Consider the following 19,131-nt stretch of genomic DNA (forward strand, 5'->3'; position numbering starts at 1 on the left):
CGCTGCTCAGAGAATGCGCGAGAAGCGCGTTCGGTTGGTGTTGGCCTGCAGGTAGCGGTCGAACACCATGGCGACGCCGCGCACGAAGAACCAGCCCATGGCGGTGACCGCCAGGCCCTTGTCGTCCACCGCCACCAGGCCCTCGGCCGCCAGCGCCTGCAGGCGCTCCAGCTCGGGCGCGAAGTAGCTGCGGAAGTCCAGCAGCCAGCCGGCTTCCACGTCCTCGAACTGCAGCTGGCCCTGGCACATGATGGCCATGATCACCGCGCGGCGCAGCAGGTCATCGCGCGTGAGCGCCAGCCCGCGCACGATCGGCAGCCGGCCCTGGTCGAGCAGGTCGTAGTACTCCTCCAGCGTCTTGGCGTTCTGGCTGTAGGTGGTGCCGACCCGGCCGATGGCGGACACCCCGAGCGCGATCAGGTCGCAATCGGGCTGGGTGCTGTAGCCCTGGAAGTTGCGGTGCAGCCGTCCCTGCCGCTTGGCCACGGCCAGCGAGTCGTTGGGCAGCGCGAAGTGGTCCATGCCGATGTAGTCGTAGCCGGCGTCCAGCAGCGCCGACAGCGCCTGCGACAGCATGGCCACCTTGTCGCCGCCCAGCGGGATCTCGTCGCTGTTGATGCGCCGCTGCGGCTTGAAGCGCTCGGGCAGGTGGGCATAGCCGTACAGCGCGATGCGGTCGGGGCGCAGCTCGGACACCTGCGCCAGCGTGCGTGCGAAGGATTGCGGCGTCTGCTTGGGCAGGCCGTAGATCAGGTCGACGTTGATCGATTCGAAGCCGATGCGGCGCGAGGCTTCCACCAGCGCGAACACCTGCTCGGCCGGCTGGATGCGGTGCACCGCCTTCTGCACATCGGGGTCGAAGTCCTGCACGCCGAAGGACAGGCGGTTGAAGCCCATGTCGGCCAGCGCCTGCAGGCGCGACTCGTCGACCGTGCGCGGATCGACCTCGATCGAGTACTCGCCGCCGGGCACCAGGTCGAAGGCGCGCCGCAGCATGGCCATCAGCTGGCGCAGCTCGTCGTCCGACAGGAAGGTGGGCGTGCCGCCGCCCAGGTGCAGCTGCGACACCGCCTGGCGCCGCCCCAGGTGCAGCGCGTGCATGTCCAGTTCGCGCTGCAGGTACTCCAGGTACACCGGCGAGCGGTTCTTGTGCTTGGTGATGATCTTGTTGCAGGCGCAGTAATAGCACAGCTGCTCGCAGAACGGGATGTGCACGTACACCGACAGCGGCTGCGGCAGCGGGCTGGCGGCGCGCTGCGCCAGCGCCGCCAGGTAGTCGGCCTCGGTGAAGGCCTCGACGAAGCGGTCGGCCGTGGGGTAGGAGGTGTAGCGCGGCCCCGGGACGTCGAAGCGCCGCAGCAGGTCGTCGGAAACCGGAAGCTTGGCCATGGTGTCGCTGCTTGCCTTCCCTTGCGATTCTTTCTTCAGCGGGCCACCAGCACCGGGATCTCGGCCTGGGCCACCACCTTGGCGGCCACGCTGCCCAGCATCAGCCGCTGCAGCCCCGAGCGGCCGTGCGAGCCGACCACGATCAGGTCGGCGCCCAGTTCGCGGGCGCTCTCGGTGATGCCCTTGGCGGCGGCCACGTCCTCGACGCGGCGCAACTGCACGTCCACCTTGGGGCCGGCGTCGGCGGCGGCCATCACCTCGGCGTGTGCCTTGGCGGCGAAATCCAGCGCGGCCGACATGTAGGCCTGGAAGCCCATCGGATTGGCCTCGCCCACGCCCAGGTAGGGATATGGGTCCACCACGTACAGCGCGGTCAGGCGCGCCCCGTGGGCGCGCGCCAGCCCCATCGCGAGCTGGACGGCACGGGCGGACGCCTCGGAGCCATCGGTGGCGAGCAGGATGTGCTTGAACATGGGGGATCTCCTCGTGCGGGGTGGTGAACGGTGGATATCGCAATGCTCGCCCGGGGGCGGCGGCGCCATCTTGACATGTGTCAACGCCGGGTCGGGCCCGGCCGGGCTGCGTGCTTGAGGCAAGTCAACGCATGGCCGAAGCGGCGTTTCCACAATCGACGCCAGTTTCGCCCGGAGTTTCCCATGCCCACCCTGACCGACCCCGCCCGTGCCATCGAGGTGCGCCAGCAACTGGCCCGGCGCGAGGCCGAACTGCGCTCGCTGCTCGATGCCTGCACGCTGGGCGCCATGCAGGACGCCGACGAGCGCGAGGTGGGCGACTTCAAGGACATGGCGGTGGCCGAGGTCCAGGCCACGGTCGACGAGGCGCAGGCGGCCCACGTGGTGGCCGAACTGCAGCGGCTGCAGGCGGCCCGCGGCCGCCTCGACGAAGGCAGCTACGGCTTCTGCGAGGAGTGCGGCGACGAGATCGACCCGCGCCGGCTGGCGGCGCTGCCCACCACCACCCACTGCGCCTCCTGCCAGGAATGGCTGGAGCGTCGCGCCGCGCGCACGCACTGAAGCCACTGAAGCGGCCGGTGCCCTTCGCGAGCCACCGCGGAACCGGCTTTGCCGGGCCGCTGGTGGCGCCCCTTGAGGGGAGTCGCCGAAGGCGCTTCGGGGTGGTCCAATTCACGCCGAGGCGTGCACCAGCGGCTGGTCGGCCGGGTCGCCGGCCTGGCGCGGCACTTCGTAGATCCGGTACGGCGCCTGGCCGGGCCGGGCGCGCTGCAGCAGCGGCCGGGCCACATTGAACACCGGCACGCCGCCGATGGTGCGCGCCTCCAGCGTGCCGCGGTGGGCATGGCCGTGGAACACCGCATCGACCGGGTAGCGCAGCAGCGGCTCCTCCAGCCGGCTGCTGCCCAGGAAGGGATAGATCTCGGGCGGCTCGCCGGCGATGGTGCCGGCGATCGGCGCGTAGTGCAGCAGCGCGATCTTGCGCGGCATGCGCAGCTTGGCCAGCGCCGACTCCAGCTTCATCGCCTCGTGCTGCGCCTCCTTGACGAACAGCTTGATGGCCGGTTCGCCCCAGGCCCCGAGCGAGCCGCGCCCGAAGCCGCCGGCGAAGCCCTTGGCGCCGGCGATGCCCACCCCCTGGATCTCGCAGGCCTCGCCATCGAGCACGCGCACGCCGGCCCGGGCGAGGATCTCGCACACCTTGTCGGGACTGCCCGATTCGAAGTCGTGGTTGCCCAGCACCGCCACGATCGGCACCTTCACCACCGACAGCTCGTCGGCCAGCACCTGCGCCTCTTCGGCGGTGCCGTAGTCGGTGAGGTCGCCGCACAGCAGCAGCGCATCGGCGTGCTCGCTGGCCTCGGCGAAGAAGCCACGCAGCTGGCCCGCGGAATCGCGGGTGGCGTGGATGTCGCCGACGGCGGCGAAGCGCACGCGGTTGGCCGCAGCCGTCCGGGTCTTGGGCATTCGTTCTTGTTCCTCGTCGCGGCACGGCGCCGCCGGTGCCTCCATGCTGCCGCGCCTGCGCCGCCGGCGGCATCGGCCATCCGCCGCCGGACCCTGTAGGCGTCGGCCGACGCTGCTTGGGGCTTCCGGCCCGGACGGCGCACGCGGCTTGCCCATTAGCCTGTCTGCTCGACCAACACGCCTTGACCGCCCCGGAATGTCCGCCCTTGCACTCGCCCCCTCACTGGAGGATGAGGTCCTGCCCGACACCGCGGCGTTCTACCGCCGCGCGCTGCAATCGCTGGCCGATGCCGGCGTGCCCTTCCTGGTGGGCGGTGCGTTCGCGCATGCCTGCTTCACCGGCATCCGCAGGTCCACCAAGGACCTGGATCTGTTCATCCGGCGCGCGCACTACGAGCAGGTCGAGGCCCTGATGCGCGCGCAGGGCTGGCGCACCGAGCTGGCCTTTCCGCACTGGCTGGCCAAGGTGTACGCCGGCGAGGACTTCATCGACCTGATCTTCAACTCGGGCAACGGCGTAACGCCGGTCGACGACGAGTGGTTCCGGGGCAATGCGCAGGCGCAGGTGCTGGGCGTGCCGGTGCTGATCGCCAACATCGAGGACTCGCTGCTGTCCAAGGCCTTCATCATGGAGCGCGAGCGCTTCGACGGCGCCGACATCGCGCACCTGCTGCAGGCCAACGCCGAGCAGCTCGACTGGGACCGCCTGCTGCGCCGCTTCGGCCCGCACTGGCGGGTGTTGCTGGCGCACCTGGCGCTGTTCGGCTTCATCTATCCCGGCGAGCGGCACCGCGTGCCGCGCCGGGTGATGGAGGTGCTGCTGGCCCGGCTGGCGCAGGAGGTCGCCCAGGCGCCGGCCGAGGACCCGCACGTGTGCGCCGGCACCCTGCTGTCGCGCGAGCAGTACCTGCACGACGTCGAACGGATGGGCTACGTCGACGGCCGCCTGACGCCGCTGAGCACGATGACGCCGCAGGACGTGGCGCGCTGGACGGACGCGATCCCGGCGCGCCAGGGCGAAGCCGCCGACCCGGTGGTGCCCACGCCGGTGTCCGAGGCGGTGCCGCTGCCACTGCCGACGCGGCCGCGGCGCGGCTTCCGGCCGCAGTGACTTTGCGTCGGTCCCCGCATCCCCGGGGAACGGCGGACAGGCGGGCGACCGGCCTCCCCGTTCGCCGTGGCCCACCTGACGCAGGTCAATCCCCTGCCGGCCGCAGGCCGTTAGCTTCGGCGGCATGCCCTCACCTTCCGCCACGCTGGCCGGCGCGCCGGCCGCGCGCCACGCCGCCTTCGAGGACCTGCTGGCCCTGCTGACCGGCACCCTGCTGGCGGCGCTCGGGCTGGTGCTGTTCCAGCAATCCGGCCTGGTGACCGGCGGCACGGTGGGCCTGTCGCTGCTGCTGCACTACGCCACCCCCGTGCCGCTGCCGATCGCGCTGCTGCTGGTGAACGCGCCGTTCTATGCCCTGGCCTGCCTGCGCATGGGCCGCGAATTCACCCTGAAGACGCTGCTGGCCGTGAGCCTGATGTCGCTGTTCGCCTGGCTGCTGCCGCAGGGACTGGCGATCGCGCGCATCGACCCGGTGCTGGCGGCCGTGCTGGGCGGGCTGCTGTGCGGCGTGGCGATCCTGGTGTTGTTCCGCCACCGGGCCAGCCTGGGCGGGCTGAACGTGCTGGCGCTGTACCTGCAGGAGCGCTCGGGCCTGAGCGCCGGCAAGGTGCAGATGGCGCTGGATGCGGCGATCGTGCTGGGCGGCGGCCTGCTGGTGGCCGATGGCCCGCGCGTGCTGGCGTCGGTGGCGGCCGTGGTGGTGCTGAACCTGGTGCTGGCCGTGAACCACCGGCCGGGGCGGTACTTCGCCGGGTGAGCCCCGCGGCGCCGCAGGCTAGCGCCCGGCCTCCGCCCGCACCGCCTGCGCGAGCAGCTTCGAGACCTGCTCGGGGCCGACCGGCTTGACCAGGTGGTGGTCGAAGCCGGCCTTGAGCGCCTGGCTCACGTCCTCGCGCCGCCCCCAGCCGGTGACGGCCACCAGCAGGGTGCCGGGCAGCTTGTCGCGGATGTGCCGGGCCGCGGCATAGCCGTCCATCCGCGGCATGCCGATGTCCAGCAGCACGGCGGCGGGCTGGAACGAGGCGGCCAGCTCGACCGCTTCCTCGCCGTCGGCGGCGATGCGCACCTCGTGGCCCATCACCTCCAGCAGCACGGCCAGGGTCTGCGCCGCGTCGGGGTTGTCATCGGCCACCAGCACGCGCAGGCGCGGCGGCTCCGCGACCGGCGCGGGGCGCGCAGGCCGGATCTGCGGCTGCTCCACCAGCGGCAGCCGCACCACGAACTCGCTGCCGCGGCCGGGGCCTTCGGAGTGCGCCTGCACCGTGCCGCCGTGCATCTCGACCAGCCCGCGCACCAGGGACAGGCCGATCCCCAGCCCGCCTTCGGCGCGTTCGCGCGAGGGCACGGCCTGGGTGTAGATGCGGAACAGGTTGGGCAGCACCGCGGCGGCGATGCCCATGCCGTTGTCACGCACCCGCACCACGGCCTGCCCCTCCTCGGCGCGAACGCCGAGCGTCACGCGCCCGCCCCGGTCGGTGTACTTGGCGGCGTTGTTGAGCAGGTTGGCGAACACCTGGGCCAGGCGCGGGGGGTCGCCCTCCACCACCAGCGCCTCGGCCGGCAGGTCAGCCTGGAACGCATGCCCATGGGCATCGAGCAGCGGCCGGCTGGTCTCGATGGCGCGCTCCAGCGGGTCGGCCAGGTCGATGCGCTCGCGCCGCACCTCCAGCTTGCCGCGGGCGATGCGCGTCACGTCCAGCAGGTCGTCGAGCAGGCGCGACATCTGGTCGACCTGGCGCTCGATGATGCTGCGCGCCCAGGCCGAGCGGGCGTCGTCCTCGCGGCACACCTTGAGTACGTGGACGGCATTTCGGATGGGCGCGAGCGGGTTGCGCAGCTCATGCGCCAGCACCGCCATGAACTCGTCCTTGCGGCGGTCGGCGATGCGCAGGGCCTGCTCGTTGCTGCGCCGCTCGTGCACGTCGGTGCAGGTGCCGATCCACTCGCGGATGCCGCCGTCCGCGTCCAGGCTGGGCACGGCGCGGATCTCGAACTGCCGGTACTGGCCACTGGGGGCGTGCCAGATGCGCCCTTCGGCGCCATAGGGGGCACACTGTTCGCTGGCGACGCGCCAGTTGCGCCACATCGCCGGCAGGTCGTCGGCGTGCACCGCCTTCTGCCAGCCCAGGCCGCGACAGGCCTCCCAGGCCTGGCCGGTGCACTCGCCCCAGCCCGGCTGGGGCGCCGTGAAGTGTCCTTGCGCGTCGGTGATCCAGGCGAACTGCGGCGAAGGCCGGGTCAGCGACTCGTAGCGCGAATCGCTCGGGACCGGTGCGGAATGCATGAAGCCTCCCTGTGCCTGCGATGTGCAGCCGAGTCACATTATTGGTGGCTCTGCTGCACACGATCAAGCCGACCGTGCATTTCCCGAACGGGGTTATCCGTGCGCCGGGGAACCCACGGTACCGGCAATGACCGCGCCGCCCGCGGGTCGACGCGCCAGGAAGCGGCTGCTCAGCCGCCCGGCTGCAGCCGGCTGCGCCGCGTCAGCCCGCTGGCCGCGCGGGCGCCGACGGAGGTCGGCGCCAGGCTGTAGTGGCTGAGCTCATGCCGGGCCGCGGCCAGTTGCCGCTCGAAGGGCGTGGGTGCGGCACCCGCCCGTTCGGCCTGCAGGCGCTCCAGCTGGGCCGACAGGGGGCTGGTCCGGTCAGCGGGTGGGGCGTACATGCGGCTCTCTCCTCGGTCCTGGGTCTGCAAAAGAGCTTAGAAAAAGCGGCCCCCCTGGGGTTAGGGGGATGGATTAAGCGCGTTCAGCCGCTCGCTCATCCACAGGAAGCCGCGTCATCGACGGGATGCCGGCGCGTTCTGGCGCTGCAGCGCTGCCAGGCTGCGGCCGAGCTCGCCTTCCACGGTGCGCGACAGCCGCGACTGCAGCAGAGCCAGCACGGCGGCCTCATCCGGTCTGAGGACAGTGCCGTTGCCGTCCGCTGTCGGCAGGATGTCCAGCGCCAGTTCGCCCGCCTGCCAGGCCGCCAGCACCTCGGGGTGCACGTAGCACTTGCGACAGATCGCCGGCGTATTGCCCAGCCGGGCCGCCACGTCCGCGATCGCGTCGCGCAGGGACTTCTTCATCGCCGCCTGGGTGTCCGCCATGCCGGCGTCCTGCAGCGCCAGCGCCGCCATGACGGTGCCGCCCCAGGTGCGGAAGTCCTTGGCGGTGATCTCGCTCCCGCTGATCTCGCGCAGGTAGGCGTTGACGTCGGTCGAGGTCAGCTCGCGCACCTGGCCGTCCTCGTCCTCGTACTGGAACAGCCGCTGGCCGGGCAGCTCCTGGCAGGCGCGCACCACCTTGGCGACGCGCCGGTCGTGCAGCTGCAGCCGCCAGCTCTTGCCGCTCTTGCCCTGGAACCGGAAGCGAAGCTGCGCGCCCTCGACCGCCACGTGCCGGTTGCGCAGCGTGGTCAGCCCGAAGCTGCGGTTCTGGCGGGCGTAGTCGTCGTTGCCGACCCGGATCAGCGTGCTCTCCAGCAGGTGCACCAGGGTCGCCAGCACCTTCTCGCGCGACAGGCCCGGCAGCGCCATGTGGCGGGCGACGGTGGCCCGCAGTTGCGGCAGCGCCTGCGCGAACTCGAGCATGTGCTCGTACTTGTCCTGCTCGCGCACCTCGCGAAAGCGCGGGTGGTAGCGGTACTGCTTGCGCCCGCGCGCGTCCCGGCCGGTGGCCTGCAGGTGGCCCTGGGGCGAGGGGCAGATCCACACCCCGGTCCACGCCGGCGGCACGGCCAGGCTGCGGATGCGCGCGAGCGTGCGCTCGTCGCGCACCGCCGAGCCGTTCGCATGGAAGTAGCTGAAGCCGTCGCCGGCGGGCTCGCGGCGGATGCCCGGATCCTCGTCGCTGACGTGCACGAGGCCGGCCGCGCGCGCCGCCTGCCCGGGCACACCGTCATCCGGCGCCTGCTGCTGCTTGGTGGGCACGCGCCCATGCTGCGGCGTTCCCGGCGCGGCAGCGGTAGGACAGCGGCGGCGCCTGAGCGGCGACGGCGCCCGACAACGCCGTGGATGAGCACATCGCGGCAGCGTCGCACGTAATAATCGATCGCGTGACCCGAACCCGAATGGCCGCGCCGACCGACCCGCCGACCGACCCGCCGGCCGACCCGCCGATCACCATCGAAACCACCCTCGAGCACCGGCTGCAGCTGCTCATCGAGGCGGTGGAAGATTACGGCATCTTCGTGCTCGATCCCGGCGGGCACGTGGTGTCGTGGAACAGCGGCGCCGAGAAGCTCAAGGGCTGGACCCGCGACGAGATCGTCGGCCAGCACTTTTCCATCTTCTACCCGCCCGAGGCCGTCGCCACCGGCTGGCCGCAGGAGGAACTGCGCCGCACCATGCGCGACGGCCGCTTCGAGGACGAGGGCTGGCGCGTGCGCAAGGACGGCAGCCGCTTCTGGGCCAACGTGGTCATCACCGCCCTGCGCGAGCCCGGCACCGGCGAGCTGACCGGCTTCGCCAAGGTCACGCGCGACCTGACCGAGCGGCGGCGCCACGAGGAAGCGCTGCGCGCCAGCGAGGAGAGCTTCCGCCTGCTGGTCGAGGGCATCTCCGACCATGCGGTGGTCATGCTCGACCCCGAGGGCCGGGTGCGCAGCTGGAACCGCGGTGCCGAGGTGATCAACGGCTACAGCGGCAGCGAGATCATGGGGCGGCACTTCAGCATCTTCTTCTCGCCGAACGACCGCGCGGCGGGCAAGCCCGAACGCGAGCTGGCGCTGGCGCGGGCCGACGGCCGCTTCGAGGACGAGGGCTGGCGCGTGCGCAAGGACGGCAGCCGCTTCTGGGGCCGCGTGCTGGTCACCCCGATCCGCGCCAGCAGCGGCCAGCTGGCCGGCTATGCCAAGGTGACGCAGGACCTCTCGGTGCAGCGCAAGATCGCCGACCTGGAGCGCTCCACCCGGCGCATGAACGAGTTCCTGGCCATGCTGGCGCACGAGCTGCGCAACCCGCTGGCGCCGATCCGCAACGCGGTGACCATCATGCAGAAGATGGACGCGCAACTGCCCGCGCCGGTGCAGCGCATGCGCGACGTGATCGACCGCCAGCTCACCCAGATGACGCGGCTGGTCGACGACCTGCTGGACGTCTCGCGCCTGACCACCGGCAAGATCAAGCTGCGGCGCGAGCCGGTGGACATGGCGGACGTCATCGCCCGCAGCGTGGAGACCACCCGGCCGCTGATCGAGAGCCGCGCGCACGCGCTGGCGATCGATGTCCCGCCCGGGCCGCACACCGTCGATGGCGATCCCACCCGCCTGGCGCAAGTGCTGCAGAACCTGCTGGTCAACGCCGCCAAGTACACGACCGAGGGCGGACGCATCGCGGTGGTGCTGCACCGCCAGCCGGACAGCGTGGAGATCGCCGTCACCGACAGCGGCCGCGGCATCCCGCGCGAGGAGCTGGAGCACATCTTCGACCTGTTCGCCCAGGGCGAGGCGGGCCTGTCCCCGACCGCCACCGACACCGGGCTGGGCGTGGGACTGGCGCTGGCGCGCGCGCTGGTGCAGATGCACGGCGGCAGCATGTCGGCGCACAGCGACGGCGCGGGCAAGGGCGCGACCTTTGCCTTCCGGCTGCCGCTGGCCGGCGCGCGTCCGGCCGGCAAGGGCTCATCCGCCGGCTGACACCCAGCAGGAAGCGCGGGGACTGGGCAAACCTACCCGATGATCCCCGGCAGCCAGGTGGCGATCGCCGGCCAGAAGAACACCGCCGCCAGCAGCAGCAGGCTCATCGCCAGGTAGGGCACCACGGCTCGGAAGATGTGCGCCATGGTCACCGCCGGCGGGGCCACGCCGCGCATGGTCATCAGCAGCAGCCCGTGCGGCGGCAGCAGCAGCCCGAGCTGCATGCAGATCAGGAACATGATGCCGAACCACACCGGATCGATGCCCAGGCGCTGCACGATCGGCATGAAGATCGGCAGCGTGATCATCATCATGCTGACCTGGTCGACGAAGATGCCCAGGAAGATCAGCATCGCCATCATGCCGGCCACGATGGCCGCGGTCGACCAGCCCTGCCCGGTGATCAGCTGCACCAGCCCGTTGCTGGCCCCGGAGAACGACAGGATCTGGGCGAAGGTGGTGGCGCCCAGGATGATGAACAGGATCATCCCGGAGATGTTGGCGGTGCCCTTGAGCGCCTTGACCAGCGCCTTGAGGGTCAGCACCCGGTAGGCCGCCGCTAGCAGCAGCGTGGCGAAGGCGCCCAGCGCCGCGCACTCGGTCGGGGTGGCCCAGCCCGCCGCCAGCGCGCCCACCACCACGCCGAAGATCGACAGCGTCGGCAGCACGTAGGCGAAGAACGGCTTCCACTTCTCCCAGCCGCTGTAGGCCGGCTGCTCCTCCGCCGCGGGCGCCAGCGCCGGCGTGATCCTCACCCGCAGCACGATCCACAGCACGAAGGCGACGGACAGCAGCGCGCCGGGCAGCACGCCGCCCACCAGCAGCTTGGAGATGGAGATGCCCGACAGCGAGCCGAGCAGCACCGTCAGCGCCGACGGCGGGATCAGCATGTCGACCGCGCCGATGGCCATGATCGGGCCGGTGGCCAGCGTCGGGTGGTAGCCCTTGGCCAGCATCACCGGCAGCAGCAGCGATCCGAGCATGGCCGTGGTGGCGATGGTGGAGCCGGAGATCGCGGAGAACACGGTGCCCGCCACCACCGCCACCACCGCCAGCCGGCCCGGCAGGCGCCGGATCAGCCGCTCGATGCCCTCGATCACCTGCAGCGCCAGACCGGTGTGGAACAGCACCTCGCCCATCAGGACGAACAGCGGGATCGGCGTCAGCGAGAACGCCGTCACCGAGCTGACGCTGCTGCGCGCGAGCTGCGCCAGCCCCGCCTCGCCGCCCATGTACAGCCAGGCGCCGACGATGTTGATGGCGATGAAGGTCAGTGCGACCGGGATGCCGATGAACAGCAGCAGCGTGGAGCCGCCCAGCATCAGCCAGGCGCCGAAGACCCAGTCGGTCATGCAGGAAGTCCCTTGGAATTCAGGCCATCCGCCGTGCAGGCGGAAGATCCGGCGCAATGTCTCATGCGGCGCTCACCGCATCCTGCCGCGGCGCGCGTGCGCCGGCGGCCAGGCGCCGCATGCGCAGCACCATCTCGATCGACAGCAGCACGAAGGTCAAGGGAAGCGGCGCCAGCCACCACCACTCGGGCGTGACCAGCGTCTTGATCATCAGCGCGCCGTCGCTCCAGCTCGCCCAGGCGGCGCGGGTGCCGTACCAGGCCATGAACAGGCAGGCTGCCAGCCCGATGGTGTCGCCCACCCATTCGAGTTGCCAGGCCAGCCGGGACGGCAGTGCCTGCAGCACGATGTCGACCCGGATGTGCTGGCCCTGGCGCAGCAGCCAGGGCGCCACCAGCATGGTGGTCAGGAACAGCATCAGCTCCGAGACCTCGTTGCTCCAGGCCAGCCCGCGCGGCAGGCCCGGCAGCGGGATGTTGCGCAGCGCCACGTCGGCCACGATGACCAGCATCATGGCGAACATGACGGCGCAGCCGGCCAGCGCCAGGCCGGCCAGCAAGCCCTGCCACGCGCGTGCGAGATACGCCCTCACTTGGGCGCGAACAGCGGCTTGAAGCGCGCGGCGATCTCGGGGCTCTGCTTCTGGGCGTTGGACCAGCCGACCTCGTAGGCCTTGTCGACGAAGGCCTTGGCCGTGGCGGCGTCGAACTTGAGGGCCTGGATGCCGGCCTTCTGCTGGCGCGCGGTCTCCTCGGCGGTGTACTGGGCCCAGAAGGTGTTCTGCGCCTCCAGCGCCAGCAACTGCTTTTGCAGGTAGTCGCGCTGCGGTTGCGACAGCTTCCGGTAGGCCGGCAGGTTCATGATCAGCGAGACCTCGGCGTCGTAGAAGCCGGGATCGACGCGGTACTTGGTCTTCTCCTGCCAGTTCAGGTCGAAGATGCCGCCGATCGGCCAGCCGTAGCCGTCGACCACGCCGCGCTCCAGCGCGGTGTAGACCTCGCCCGGCGCGGTGGTGACCACGTTGGCATTGAGCGCCTGGAAGAACTCGCGGTACACCGGCGTGATGCGGATCTTCAGGCCGGTGAGGTCGGGCTTGTCGATCTTCTTGTTGGTGTACAGGTGGAACGGCTGGTTCTCCACCATCCGCGCCAGGTACTGCATGTTGGCCTTGTCGTTCCAGACCTTGTTGATCGCGTCGAACGCGCCGTTCTTGCGCTGCTCGGCGATCGGGACCTGGGTCAGCTTGAGGAAGTCGGCCTCCGGCATGACGTTGGTGTAGAACGCGCCGGTGGACAGGGCCATGTCGACCACCCCGGTCTTGACGGCGTTGCCCACCTCGAAGGTCGGGATCGCCTTGGGGCCGCCGATGAAGTTGATCTGCAGCACGCCCTTGCCCTCGGCGTTGAACTTCTGGATCCACGGCTGCAGGCGCTGCACGTAGATGCCGTTCTCGGCAAAGGCGCTAACCAGCCGCAGCGTGGCCTCCTGGGCGGCGGCGCCGGCCGCGAACCCCGTGGCCAGCAGCAGCGCTGCGGCCTTGCATACGATCCTTCGCTTCATCGCCTTGTCTCCTTGTGGTTGGTGGCTGAACATATCGGGTGCGTCGCGGGCGGTCAATTCAGGCAGACGCGAGCATGCGCTCCAGCGCCTGGCCGCTGTCGTCGGCCAGCGCGGCGCCGGCCAGCTGCGACAGCCGCTGCCCGCCATCGGCCTGCGCCTGCAGCCGCGGCAGCTCCGCCATCAGGCGCTGGAAGCTGCGCCAGCCGCGCGCGTGGGTGTCGCCGTAGCCCTTCACCAGGCGCTGGGCGCGCACGACTTCCAGGGCCAGGGCCGGGTGGGATGCGGTCAGCCGCTGCACCTGCGCCAGCCAGGCGGCGATGCGTTCCTGCTCGGCGCCGAAGCGCAACGAGCGGCGGCGCAGGCTGCGCAGCGAAGCGATCGCATACAGCTGCAGGAAACCGCCGAGCGAGCTGGTGCGCACCACCTTGCCCTCGCGCGTGAAGCGGCCGACGAGGCGGCGGGCCGGCCCGCTGCGCAGCAGCCAGCGGCCCAGGCCCGCGGGCAGGATGTCGGCCATCTCCTCCACGCGCGGATGCATGTATTCGTTGATGGCCAGCAGCTGGTCGGGCGCGAGCCGCACCTCGGTCGCCACCCGCTCGAAGCGCGTGCGGCGGGTCTTGAGGTCGGCGACGCGGATCGCGTCCTCGTAGCTCATCCAGAGCGCCAGGTGCCGCGCGGCCTCGACCAGCACCTCGCCCGCCTCGCGCAGCGGCAGCAGGCGGTCCAGGTAGTCGCCGGCATAGGCGAGGTCCTGGTAGTCGGCCAGCCGCAGCACGCCGTGGCGCAGCGTGGCGTGGGCAGCGGGCGGGAACTCGCGCGCGATGCGCTCGCCCAGTGCCGCCAAACGGGGGCCCAGCGGCGCCGCGTCGCCAGGCCCGCTTGCCGGCGCCGGCCCGGCCTGCGCCGCATCGAACCCGGCCGCGAACGCCTTCAGGCTGGCCTGCACGCCGACGCCGCCGCGGCGGATCGCTTGCTCGAACTGCTCGCGCGTGAACGGCAGCGCGCCGGACGCCGCCAGCGCCCCGAACAGCACCGGCGCGATCGGCCCGCCCGCCTGCTCAGCCAGCACGGCGAAATCGGATGCGACCAGGCGGGCCGCCGCGGCGCGCGCGCCTTCCAGCAGCTTGTCGCCGTCGACCCGGCCGTCGCCCATGGCGGTGCGCTCGGTCATCGAATAGACACGGTGGGTGGAGACGACGAAGGTGGTGCGCTCGGGCGTGACCAGCCCGCGCTGCAGCGCGCGGCCGGCTTCCATCAGCTCGGAGGCGATCACCACGTCCAGCTCGCCCGGCACCGGCGCCAGCGCCAGCACCGGCTGCGCGCCCGGCGGGACCTGCGCGGCCGGGAACAGCTCGATGTAGTAGATCGTCGCGCCGGTGCGCTGGGCGACGCCCGGCACCGAGGTGGCCTGCGCCAGGAAGCCGTTGGCCTCGCCCAGGTCCACCAGCCAGTCGGACAGCACGCCGCCGCCCTCGCCGCCCATGGCGAGCAGCGCGACGGTGATGGCGCGTGGCTGCGTCATGCCGCCAAACCTGCCAGCCGGCGCTCGATGCGGCCCTGGAGCCAGCCGATCACCGCCGCCGACAGCCGCTGCCGGAACCGGTCCCAGCGCGTCGGGTTGTTGACGATCTCGGCGCGGTAGAACGAAGGGCACAGCACAGCCGCGTGCGCCGCCTCGCCGCACAGGCCGCAGCCGACGCAGCTGTCGATCACCGTGGCCACCGGGTCGCGCCGCAGCGGGTCGGGGTTCTCGCGGATGGTCAGCGACGGGCAGCCCGACAGCCGGATGCAGGAGTGGTCGCCGGTGCAGGTGTCCGGATCGACGCCGAAGCGCTCGCGCACCACCCGCTTGCCCTCTGCGATGGCCTTGCGCGCCAGCGGCTTGACGCGGCGCTGCTTGTTCAGCATGCATTCGCTGGACGCCACGATCACCTTGGGACCCTTGGCCGGCGTGGTCAGCGCCTCGCGCAGCGCATCGCGCATCTTCGACAGGCTGTAGGTGTGGTCGATGGTGCGCACCCACTCGACGCCGACGCCGCGCACCGCCTTCTCGATCGGGTGGTTGGTGGCGCGGATCGGATTGGCCGCCTTCGACGACAGCAAATCCTGCCCGCCGGTCGCGGCCGAGTAGCCGTTGTCGATCACCACCAGCACGTTGTCGGTCTTGTTGAACACCGCGTTGCCGACGCCGCTGGTCAGGCCGTTGTGCCAGAAGCCGCCGTCGCCCATGATGGCCAGCGCGCGCTTGCCGGTCTCGGGCGTGTTGAACGCCGAGGCGCCGGCCCAGCCCAGGCCGTAGCCCATGGTGGTGGCGCCGATGTTGAACGGCGGCAGGATGGAGAACAGGTGGCAGCCGATGTCGCAGCTGACGTGGTGCGTGCCCAGCTCGCGCTCGACCAGCTTGATGGCGGTGAAGATCGGCCGCTCCGGGCAGCCGGTGCAGAACGAGGGCGGCCGCCCATGCACCTCGGCGGTGGCGTCGCGGATGGCGATCGCCCTCGGGTTGCCGGCCATGCGCTCCGGCGCCGGCGCCGGCCGCGCCGCCAGGGGCAGCGCGCGGCCTTCCAGCAGCGCCGGTGCGTAGCGCTGCACGAAGCCGGCAATGCCCTTGGCCAGCACCCCGCCGGTGTACTCGCCGGCCAGCGGCAGGAAGTCCTTGCCGTGCACCTTCGTCTGCACGTCGGCGCGGCGCAACATCGCGTGCACCGCCTGCTCGATGAAGTCGGGCTGGCCTTCCTCCACCAGCAGGATGGCGCGCTTGCCGGCACAGAAGCGGGTGAACTCGGCGTCGACCAGCGGGTAGGTGACGTTCAGCACGTACAGCGGCACGCGCGAGCGGCCGAAGGCGTCGGCCAGGCCGAGCAGCTCCAGCGCCCGCAGCACGCCGTTGTACATCCCGCCCTGCAGCACGATGCCGAAGTCCTGCTCGCCCTCGGCGAAGAACTCGTTCAGCCCGCGCTCCTGGATGAAGCGCACGGCCGCCGGCCAGCGCTGCTCCACCTTCTCCAGCTCGTGCGCGTAGGTGGCGGGCGGCAGCGCGATGCGGCCGGTGTCGCGGCGCGGCTGCTCGAGCGCGTCCTTGAGCGTGAAGCCGGCGCGGCGGTTGTCCTTGCAGTCGAAGCGGCCGTGCACGTGGCAGGCGCGGATGCGCAGCTGCAGCATCACCGGCGTGCGGCTGGCCTCCGACAGCTCGAAGCCCTGCTCCACCGCCTGCACGATGGACGGCAGGTTGGGCCGCGGGTCGAGCAGCCAGACCTGCGACTTCATGGCGAAGGCATGCGAGCGCTCCTGCATGATGCTGGAGCCCTCGCCGTAGTCCTCGCCGACGATGATCAGCGCGCCGCCGGTGACGCCGCCCGAGGCCAGGTTGGCGATGGCGTCGGAGGCGACGTTGGTGCCGACGGTGGACTTGAAGGTGACGGCGCCGCGCAGCGGGTAGTTGACCGACGCGGCCAGGGTGGCCGCCGCCGTCGCTTCGGACGCGCTGTGCTCGAAGCGGATGCCCAGCTCGCGCAGGATGTCGTTGGCATCCGTGAGCACGTCCATCAGGTGCGAGATCGGCGCGCCCTGGTAGCCGGCCACGTAGGACACGCCGGACTGCAGCAGCGCCTTGGTGACCGCCAGGATGCCCTCGCCACGGAACTCCTGGCCGGCGCCCAGGCGCAGCTTCTCGACTTCGGCGGCAAAGGAACGTTCGGCCATGGTTGGATTGCCTGGACAGCGGTAACGCCGCAATCTACGCATCGGCTTGACATTTGGCGAATGGATTGTGCGGATGGCGTACATTCACCGCGTCCATGATCGGGTGCAACCCTGCGAACTGAAGCATGAACTTCCGCCAGCTCGACCTCAACCTGCTGCGCGTGCTGGCCGCCATCCACCGCACCGGCTCGGTCACCGCCGCCGGCCGCTCCTTGTCGCTGTCGCAGTCGGCCACCAGCAATGCGCTGGCGCGGCTGCGCCAGTTCTTCGGCGACGACCTGTTCGTGCGGTCGCCCACCGGCCTGCACCGCACCCGCCTGTGCGAGCAGGTCGCGCCGGCGGTGGTGGCGCACCTGCTGTCGCTGGAGGCGGTGGTCACCGGGCTCGAGGCGTTCGATCCGCTGCACAGCCGCGCCACCTGGCGGCTGTCGCTGTCCGACCTGGGCGAGATGCTGTTCCTGCCGCGGCTGACGGCGGCGCTGCGCCAGCAGGCGCCGGGCACGCGGGTCGCCAACATCTCGGTGGCCGCACCCGCGGTGGCCACGGCGCTGGAGGCACGCGAGATCGACTGCGCCGTCGGCATCCTGCAGCCGCGCCACCGCGGCGTGCATGCCGAGCCCCTGTTCCGCGAGCAGTACGTGGCGATCACGGCGCCCGGCTGGAAGCCCCCGAGCGGGCGCAAGGTCGCCGCGCTCACCCAGGCCCAGCTGGCCGGCTCGTCGCTGGCGGTGGCCTCGCCGACCGCCACCTTCCACAGCAGCGTCGACGAGATGCTGTTGCGGCTGAAGCTGGCCGACCGGATCGTGCTGCGGGCGCGCCATTTCGGCGCGCTGCCCGAGCTGGTCACCGGCTCCGACCTGCTGGCCATCGTGCCGGCCATGTACGCGGCCAGCCTGGCCAACGTGCGCACCTGGCAGTTGCCGTTCGCCCCGCACTACGAAGTGCGGCTGGTCTGGCATGCCAGCACCGCGCGCGATCCGGCCCAGCAGTGGCTGCGCGGGCTGCTGCAGCAGCTGTTCGAGCGCCCGCTGCGCCCCTGAAGCGCAGCGGTCCGGAGGCGGCGCGTTCCTACAGCGTCGACCGCCGGCTCATCGCACCATGCGCTTCCACCCAGGAGAACGTTCCATGCGCGAAGCCAAGGGCAACACCAAGCTGACCGGCGACACCCACCTGCCGGAAATCGCCGACGAGTTGCTGCCGCCCGACGAGGCGGTGCGCCAGCCGCCGCCGCAGGGCCAAGGCGAGATCCAGGACACGCAATCCGAGGCCGGCGCCCGCTCCGGCCCGGCGCGGGATTCGGGCGAGCGGCCGAGGTAAGAACGGGCGCCGGATTGGCGACAGGGACGGCGGCTGCGGCGAGCCTAGCTCGAGGCTGCGGCTGCCTGCACCGGCGGACCGCCCCACGGCACCGCCACCTCCCGCACCGCCCGGGCCCGCAACTGTCCGCAGCCGCCCTCCACGTCCTGCCCGGCCGAGCGGCGCAGCTTGGTGAGCACGCCGCGGCGGTGCAGGCGGCGCGCCAGCTCGGCGGCCTTCTCCCAGGGCGGCCGGCGGAACGGCAGCTCGGGCACGCTGTTGTACGGAATCATGTTCAGCACCGCGAAGCGCCCCTTGAGCAGGCCCACGATGCCCTCGACTTCCGCGTCGGTGTCGTTGATGCCGTCCAGCAGCGTCCACTGCACCTGCAGCGGATAGCCGGAGGCGCGCGCGTAGCGGTCGCCGGCTTCGACCAGCTCGGCCGGCGCGATGCGCGGGGCGCGCGGCAGCAGCTCGGCGCGCAGGTCGGCGCGGGTGGTGTGCAGCGACAGCGCCAGCGCCGGCCGCACCGGGCCTTGCGGCAGCCGCTCGAACACGCGCTCGTCGCCGACGGTGGAAAACACCAGCTCCTTGTGGCCGATGTTGCCGATCGTGCCGAGGAACTCGATGGCGTCCATCACGTTGGCCAGGTTGTGGGCCGGCTCGCCCATGCCCATGAACACCACCTTGCGCACCGGCCGCAGCGATCGCGCCAGCGCCACCTGGGCGACGATCTCGGCGCTGCCGATCTGGCGCAGCAACCCGTCGCGGCCGGTCATGCAGAAGCGGCAGCCGACCGCGCAGCCGACCTGGGTCGACACGCACAGGCCGCCGCGCGGCAGCAGCACGCTCTCGCAGCTCTGGCCATCGGCCAGGCGCACCAGCAGGCGCTCGGAGCCGTCCTCGGCGGGATGGCGGGAGACCAGGGTCGCCAGCGACGCGAACTCGGTCGCGATCGCGGGCAGCGCCTCGATCAGCGACTTCGGCAGGAAGCTTCCGATGTCGCGCGGGCCGCTGTCCTGCGGCAACGCGTGCGACCACAGGCGCAACACCCGCCGCTCGTGCATCGGGCCGGCGCCGGCGGCGCGCAGGCGCTCACGCAATCGGGTGATGGAGGTCATGCGCCTAGCTTACCGTTGCTTCTCCGGGCCCGGGTGCGC

The 19,131-nt window shown here is 71.5% G+C and carries 18 protein-coding genes; 6 read left to right on the top strand and 12 right to left on the bottom strand.

The features are described 5' to 3' along the window. Window positions 1–6: 6 nt before the first annotated feature. The gene (gene hemN / locus PE066_RS03760; protein ID WP_271235228.1) at window positions 7–1,389 is read right to left on the bottom strand and encodes an oxygen-independent coproporphyrinogen III oxidase; all 1,383 of its coding nucleotides are present in this window, start codon (window positions 1,387–1,389) and stop codon (window positions 7–9) included. Between the two features lie 35 nt (window positions 1,390–1,424). After that, a complete protein-coding gene (locus PE066_RS03765; RefSeq protein ID WP_271235229.1) occupies window positions 1,425–1,862 on the bottom strand; it encodes a universal stress protein in 438 nt (145 codons plus the stop codon). A 183-nt stretch (window positions 1,863–2,045) separates the two neighbouring features. On the opposite strand from PE066_RS03765, the gene PE066_RS03770 reads away from it, so the two are divergent. Next, complete coding sequence (locus tag PE066_RS03770; protein ID WP_271235230.1) at window positions 2,046–2,423, top strand: TraR/DksA family transcriptional regulator; 378 nt, start codon at window positions 2,046–2,048, stop codon at window positions 2,421–2,423. 111 nt (window positions 2,424–2,534) lie between these two features. On the opposite strand, the gene PE066_RS03775 is transcribed toward PE066_RS03770, so the two are convergent. Continuing rightward, window positions 2,535–3,329 (bottom strand): metallophosphoesterase family protein, encoded by a 795-nt coding sequence (locus tag PE066_RS03775; protein WP_271235231.1) that lies wholly within the window; start codon window positions 3,327–3,329, stop codon window positions 2,535–2,537. Between the two features lie 196 nt (window positions 3,330–3,525). On the opposite strand from PE066_RS03775, the gene PE066_RS03780 reads away from it, so the two are divergent. Both PE066_RS03780 and PE066_RS03785 read left to right on the top strand, forming a co-directional pair. Further along, the gene (locus PE066_RS03780) at window positions 3,526–4,440 is read left to right on the top strand and encodes a nucleotidyltransferase (RefSeq protein ID WP_271235232.1); all 915 of its coding nucleotides are present in this window, start codon (window positions 3,526–3,528) and stop codon (window positions 4,438–4,440) included. A 124-nt stretch (window positions 4,441–4,564) separates the two neighbouring features. Continuing rightward, window positions 4,565–5,197, top strand: coding sequence for a YitT family protein (locus PE066_RS03785; protein ID WP_271235233.1), 633 nt, complete (start codon window positions 4,565–4,567; stop codon window positions 5,195–5,197). Window positions 5,198–5,215: 18 nt separating this feature from the next. On the opposite strand, the gene PE066_RS03790 is transcribed toward PE066_RS03785, so the two are convergent. The 3 genes from PE066_RS03790 to PE066_RS03800 all read right to left on the bottom strand — a co-directional run bounded on the left by PE066_RS03790 (window position 5,216) and on the right by PE066_RS03800 (window position 8,355). Then, window positions 5,216–6,724 (bottom strand): hybrid sensor histidine kinase/response regulator, encoded by a 1,509-nt coding sequence (locus tag PE066_RS03790; protein WP_271235234.1) that lies wholly within the window; start codon window positions 6,722–6,724, stop codon window positions 5,216–5,218. A 170-nt stretch (window positions 6,725–6,894) separates the two neighbouring features. Next, on the bottom strand, window positions 6,895–7,107 hold the full coding sequence (locus tag PE066_RS03795) for a hypothetical protein (RefSeq protein WP_271235235.1): 213 nt from the start codon (window positions 7,105–7,107) through the stop codon (window positions 6,895–6,897). Window positions 7,108–7,221: 114 nt separating this feature from the next. Further along, window positions 7,222–8,355 (bottom strand): DNA topoisomerase IB, encoded by a 1,134-nt coding sequence (locus PE066_RS03800; protein ID WP_271235236.1) that lies wholly within the window; start codon window positions 8,353–8,355, stop codon window positions 7,222–7,224. A gap of 140 nt (window positions 8,356–8,495) precedes the next feature. Here PE066_RS03800 and PE066_RS03805 point away from each other — a divergent pair, with 140 nt between their 5' ends. Continuing rightward, window positions 8,496–10,061: a PAS domain-containing sensor histidine kinase gene (locus PE066_RS03805; RefSeq protein ID WP_440480596.1), complete on the top strand. Its 1,566-nt coding sequence runs from the start codon at window positions 8,496–8,498 to the stop codon at window positions 10,059–10,061. Between the two features lie 32 nt (window positions 10,062–10,093). Here PE066_RS03805 and PE066_RS03810 read toward each other — a convergent pair whose 3' ends face one another. From PE066_RS03810 to PE066_RS03830, 5 genes are all read right to left on the bottom strand, one after another. Next, window positions 10,094–11,413 (bottom strand): TRAP transporter large permease, encoded by a 1,320-nt coding sequence (locus tag PE066_RS03810; RefSeq protein ID WP_271235238.1) that lies wholly within the window; start codon window positions 11,411–11,413, stop codon window positions 10,094–10,096. Between the two features lie 61 nt (window positions 11,414–11,474). Further along, entirely contained in the window at window positions 11,475–12,005 is a 531-nt protein-coding gene (locus PE066_RS03815) for a TRAP transporter small permease (RefSeq protein ID WP_271235239.1), read from the bottom strand. Continuing rightward, window positions 12,002–12,973: a TRAP transporter substrate-binding protein DctP gene (dctP, locus tag PE066_RS03820; protein ID WP_271235240.1), complete on the bottom strand. Its 972-nt coding sequence runs from the start codon at window positions 12,971–12,973 to the stop codon at window positions 12,002–12,004. The genes PE066_RS03815 and dctP overlap by 4 nt, the downstream gene beginning before the upstream one ends. A gap of 58 nt (window positions 12,974–13,031) precedes the next feature. Then, entirely contained in the window at window positions 13,032–14,495 is a 1,464-nt protein-coding gene (locus PE066_RS03825) for an indolepyruvate oxidoreductase subunit beta family protein (protein WP_271235241.1), read from the bottom strand. Next, window positions 14,492–16,675, bottom strand: coding sequence for an indolepyruvate ferredoxin oxidoreductase subunit alpha (locus tag PE066_RS03830; RefSeq protein WP_271235242.1), 2,184 nt, complete (start codon window positions 16,673–16,675; stop codon window positions 14,492–14,494). The genes PE066_RS03825 and PE066_RS03830 overlap by 4 nt, the downstream gene beginning before the upstream one ends. Before the next feature lie 125 nt (window positions 16,676–16,800). Here PE066_RS03830 and PE066_RS03835 point away from each other — a divergent pair, with 125 nt between their 5' ends. Together PE066_RS03835 and PE066_RS03840 are read left to right on the top strand one after the other, a co-directional pair. After that, window positions 16,801–17,715 carry a LysR family transcriptional regulator gene (locus tag PE066_RS03835; RefSeq protein WP_271235243.1) on the top strand — a complete coding sequence of 305 codons (915 nt, stop codon included), beginning with the start codon at window positions 16,801–16,803 and terminating at the stop codon, window positions 17,713–17,715. A gap of 85 nt (window positions 17,716–17,800) precedes the next feature. Next, window positions 17,801–17,992, top strand: a complete 192-nt coding sequence (locus tag PE066_RS03840) for a hypothetical protein (RefSeq protein ID WP_271235244.1) — start codon at window positions 17,801–17,803, stop codon at window positions 17,990–17,992. Between the two features lie 44 nt (window positions 17,993–18,036). Here PE066_RS03840 and PE066_RS03845 read toward each other — a convergent pair whose 3' ends face one another. Further along, window positions 18,037–19,092, bottom strand: coding sequence for an RNA methyltransferase (locus PE066_RS03845; protein ID WP_271235245.1), 1,056 nt, complete (start codon window positions 19,090–19,092; stop codon window positions 18,037–18,039). Window positions 19,093–19,131 lie beyond the last annotated feature (39 nt).

This window comes from Ramlibacter tataouinensis, from assembly GCF_027941915.1.
In the GTDB taxonomy this organism is placed as follows: Bacteria; Pseudomonadota; Gammaproteobacteria; order Burkholderiales; family Burkholderiaceae_C; genus Ramlibacter; species Ramlibacter tataouinensis_C.

What these genes read in the sequence shown, in the direction of transcription:
- PE066_RS03765 (WP_271235229.1), bottom strand. Translation starts at nt 1,862, where the DNA reads ATGTTCAAGCACATCCTGCTCGCCACCGATGGCTCCGAGGCGTCCGCC.
- hemN (WP_271235228.1), bottom strand. Translation starts at nt 1,389, where the DNA reads ATGGCCAAGCTTCCGGTTTCCGACGACCTGCTGCGGCGCTTCGACGTC.
- PE066_RS03785 (WP_271235233.1), top strand. Translation starts at nt 4,565, where the DNA reads ATGCCCTCACCTTCCGCCACGCTGGCCGGCGCGCCGGCCGCGCGCCAC.
- PE066_RS03795 (WP_271235235.1), bottom strand. Translation starts at nt 7,107, where the DNA reads ATGTACGCCCCACCCGCTGACCGGACCAGCCCCCTGTCGGCCCAGCTG.
- PE066_RS03825 (WP_271235241.1), bottom strand. Translation starts at nt 14,495, where the DNA reads ATGACGCAGCCACGCGCCATCACCGTCGCGCTGCTCGCCATGGGCGGC.
- dctP (WP_271235240.1), bottom strand. Translation starts at nt 12,973, where the DNA reads ATGAAGCGAAGGATCGTATGCAAGGCCGCAGCGCTGCTGCTGGCCACG.
- PE066_RS03770 (WP_271235230.1), top strand. Translation starts at nt 2,046, where the DNA reads ATGCCCACCCTGACCGACCCCGCCCGTGCCATCGAGGTGCGCCAGCAA.
- PE066_RS03830 (WP_271235242.1), bottom strand. Translation starts at nt 16,675, where the DNA reads ATGGCCGAACGTTCCTTTGCCGCCGAAGTCGAGAAGCTGCGCCTGGGC.
- PE066_RS03835 (WP_271235243.1), top strand. Translation starts at nt 16,801, where the DNA reads ATGAACTTCCGCCAGCTCGACCTCAACCTGCTGCGCGTGCTGGCCGCC.
- PE066_RS03840 (WP_271235244.1), top strand. Translation starts at nt 17,801, where the DNA reads ATGCGCGAAGCCAAGGGCAACACCAAGCTGACCGGCGACACCCACCTG.
- PE066_RS03845 (WP_271235245.1), bottom strand. Translation starts at nt 19,092, where the DNA reads ATGACCTCCATCACCCGATTGCGTGAGCGCCTGCGCGCCGCCGGCGCC.
- PE066_RS03810 (WP_271235238.1), bottom strand. Translation starts at nt 11,413, where the DNA reads ATGACCGACTGGGTCTTCGGCGCCTGGCTGATGCTGGGCGGCTCCACG.
- PE066_RS03790 (WP_271235234.1), bottom strand. Translation starts at nt 6,724, where the DNA reads ATGCATTCCGCACCGGTCCCGAGCGATTCGCGCTACGAGTCGCTGACC.
- PE066_RS03780 (WP_271235232.1), top strand. Translation starts at nt 3,526, where the DNA reads ATGTCCGCCCTTGCACTCGCCCCCTCACTGGAGGATGAGGTCCTGCCC.
- PE066_RS03775 (WP_271235231.1), bottom strand. Translation starts at nt 3,329, where the DNA reads ATGCCCAAGACCCGGACGGCTGCGGCCAACCGCGTGCGCTTCGCCGCC.
- PE066_RS03805 (WP_440480596.1), top strand. Translation starts at nt 8,496, where the DNA reads ATGGCCGCGCCGACCGACCCGCCGACCGACCCGCCGGCCGACCCGCCG.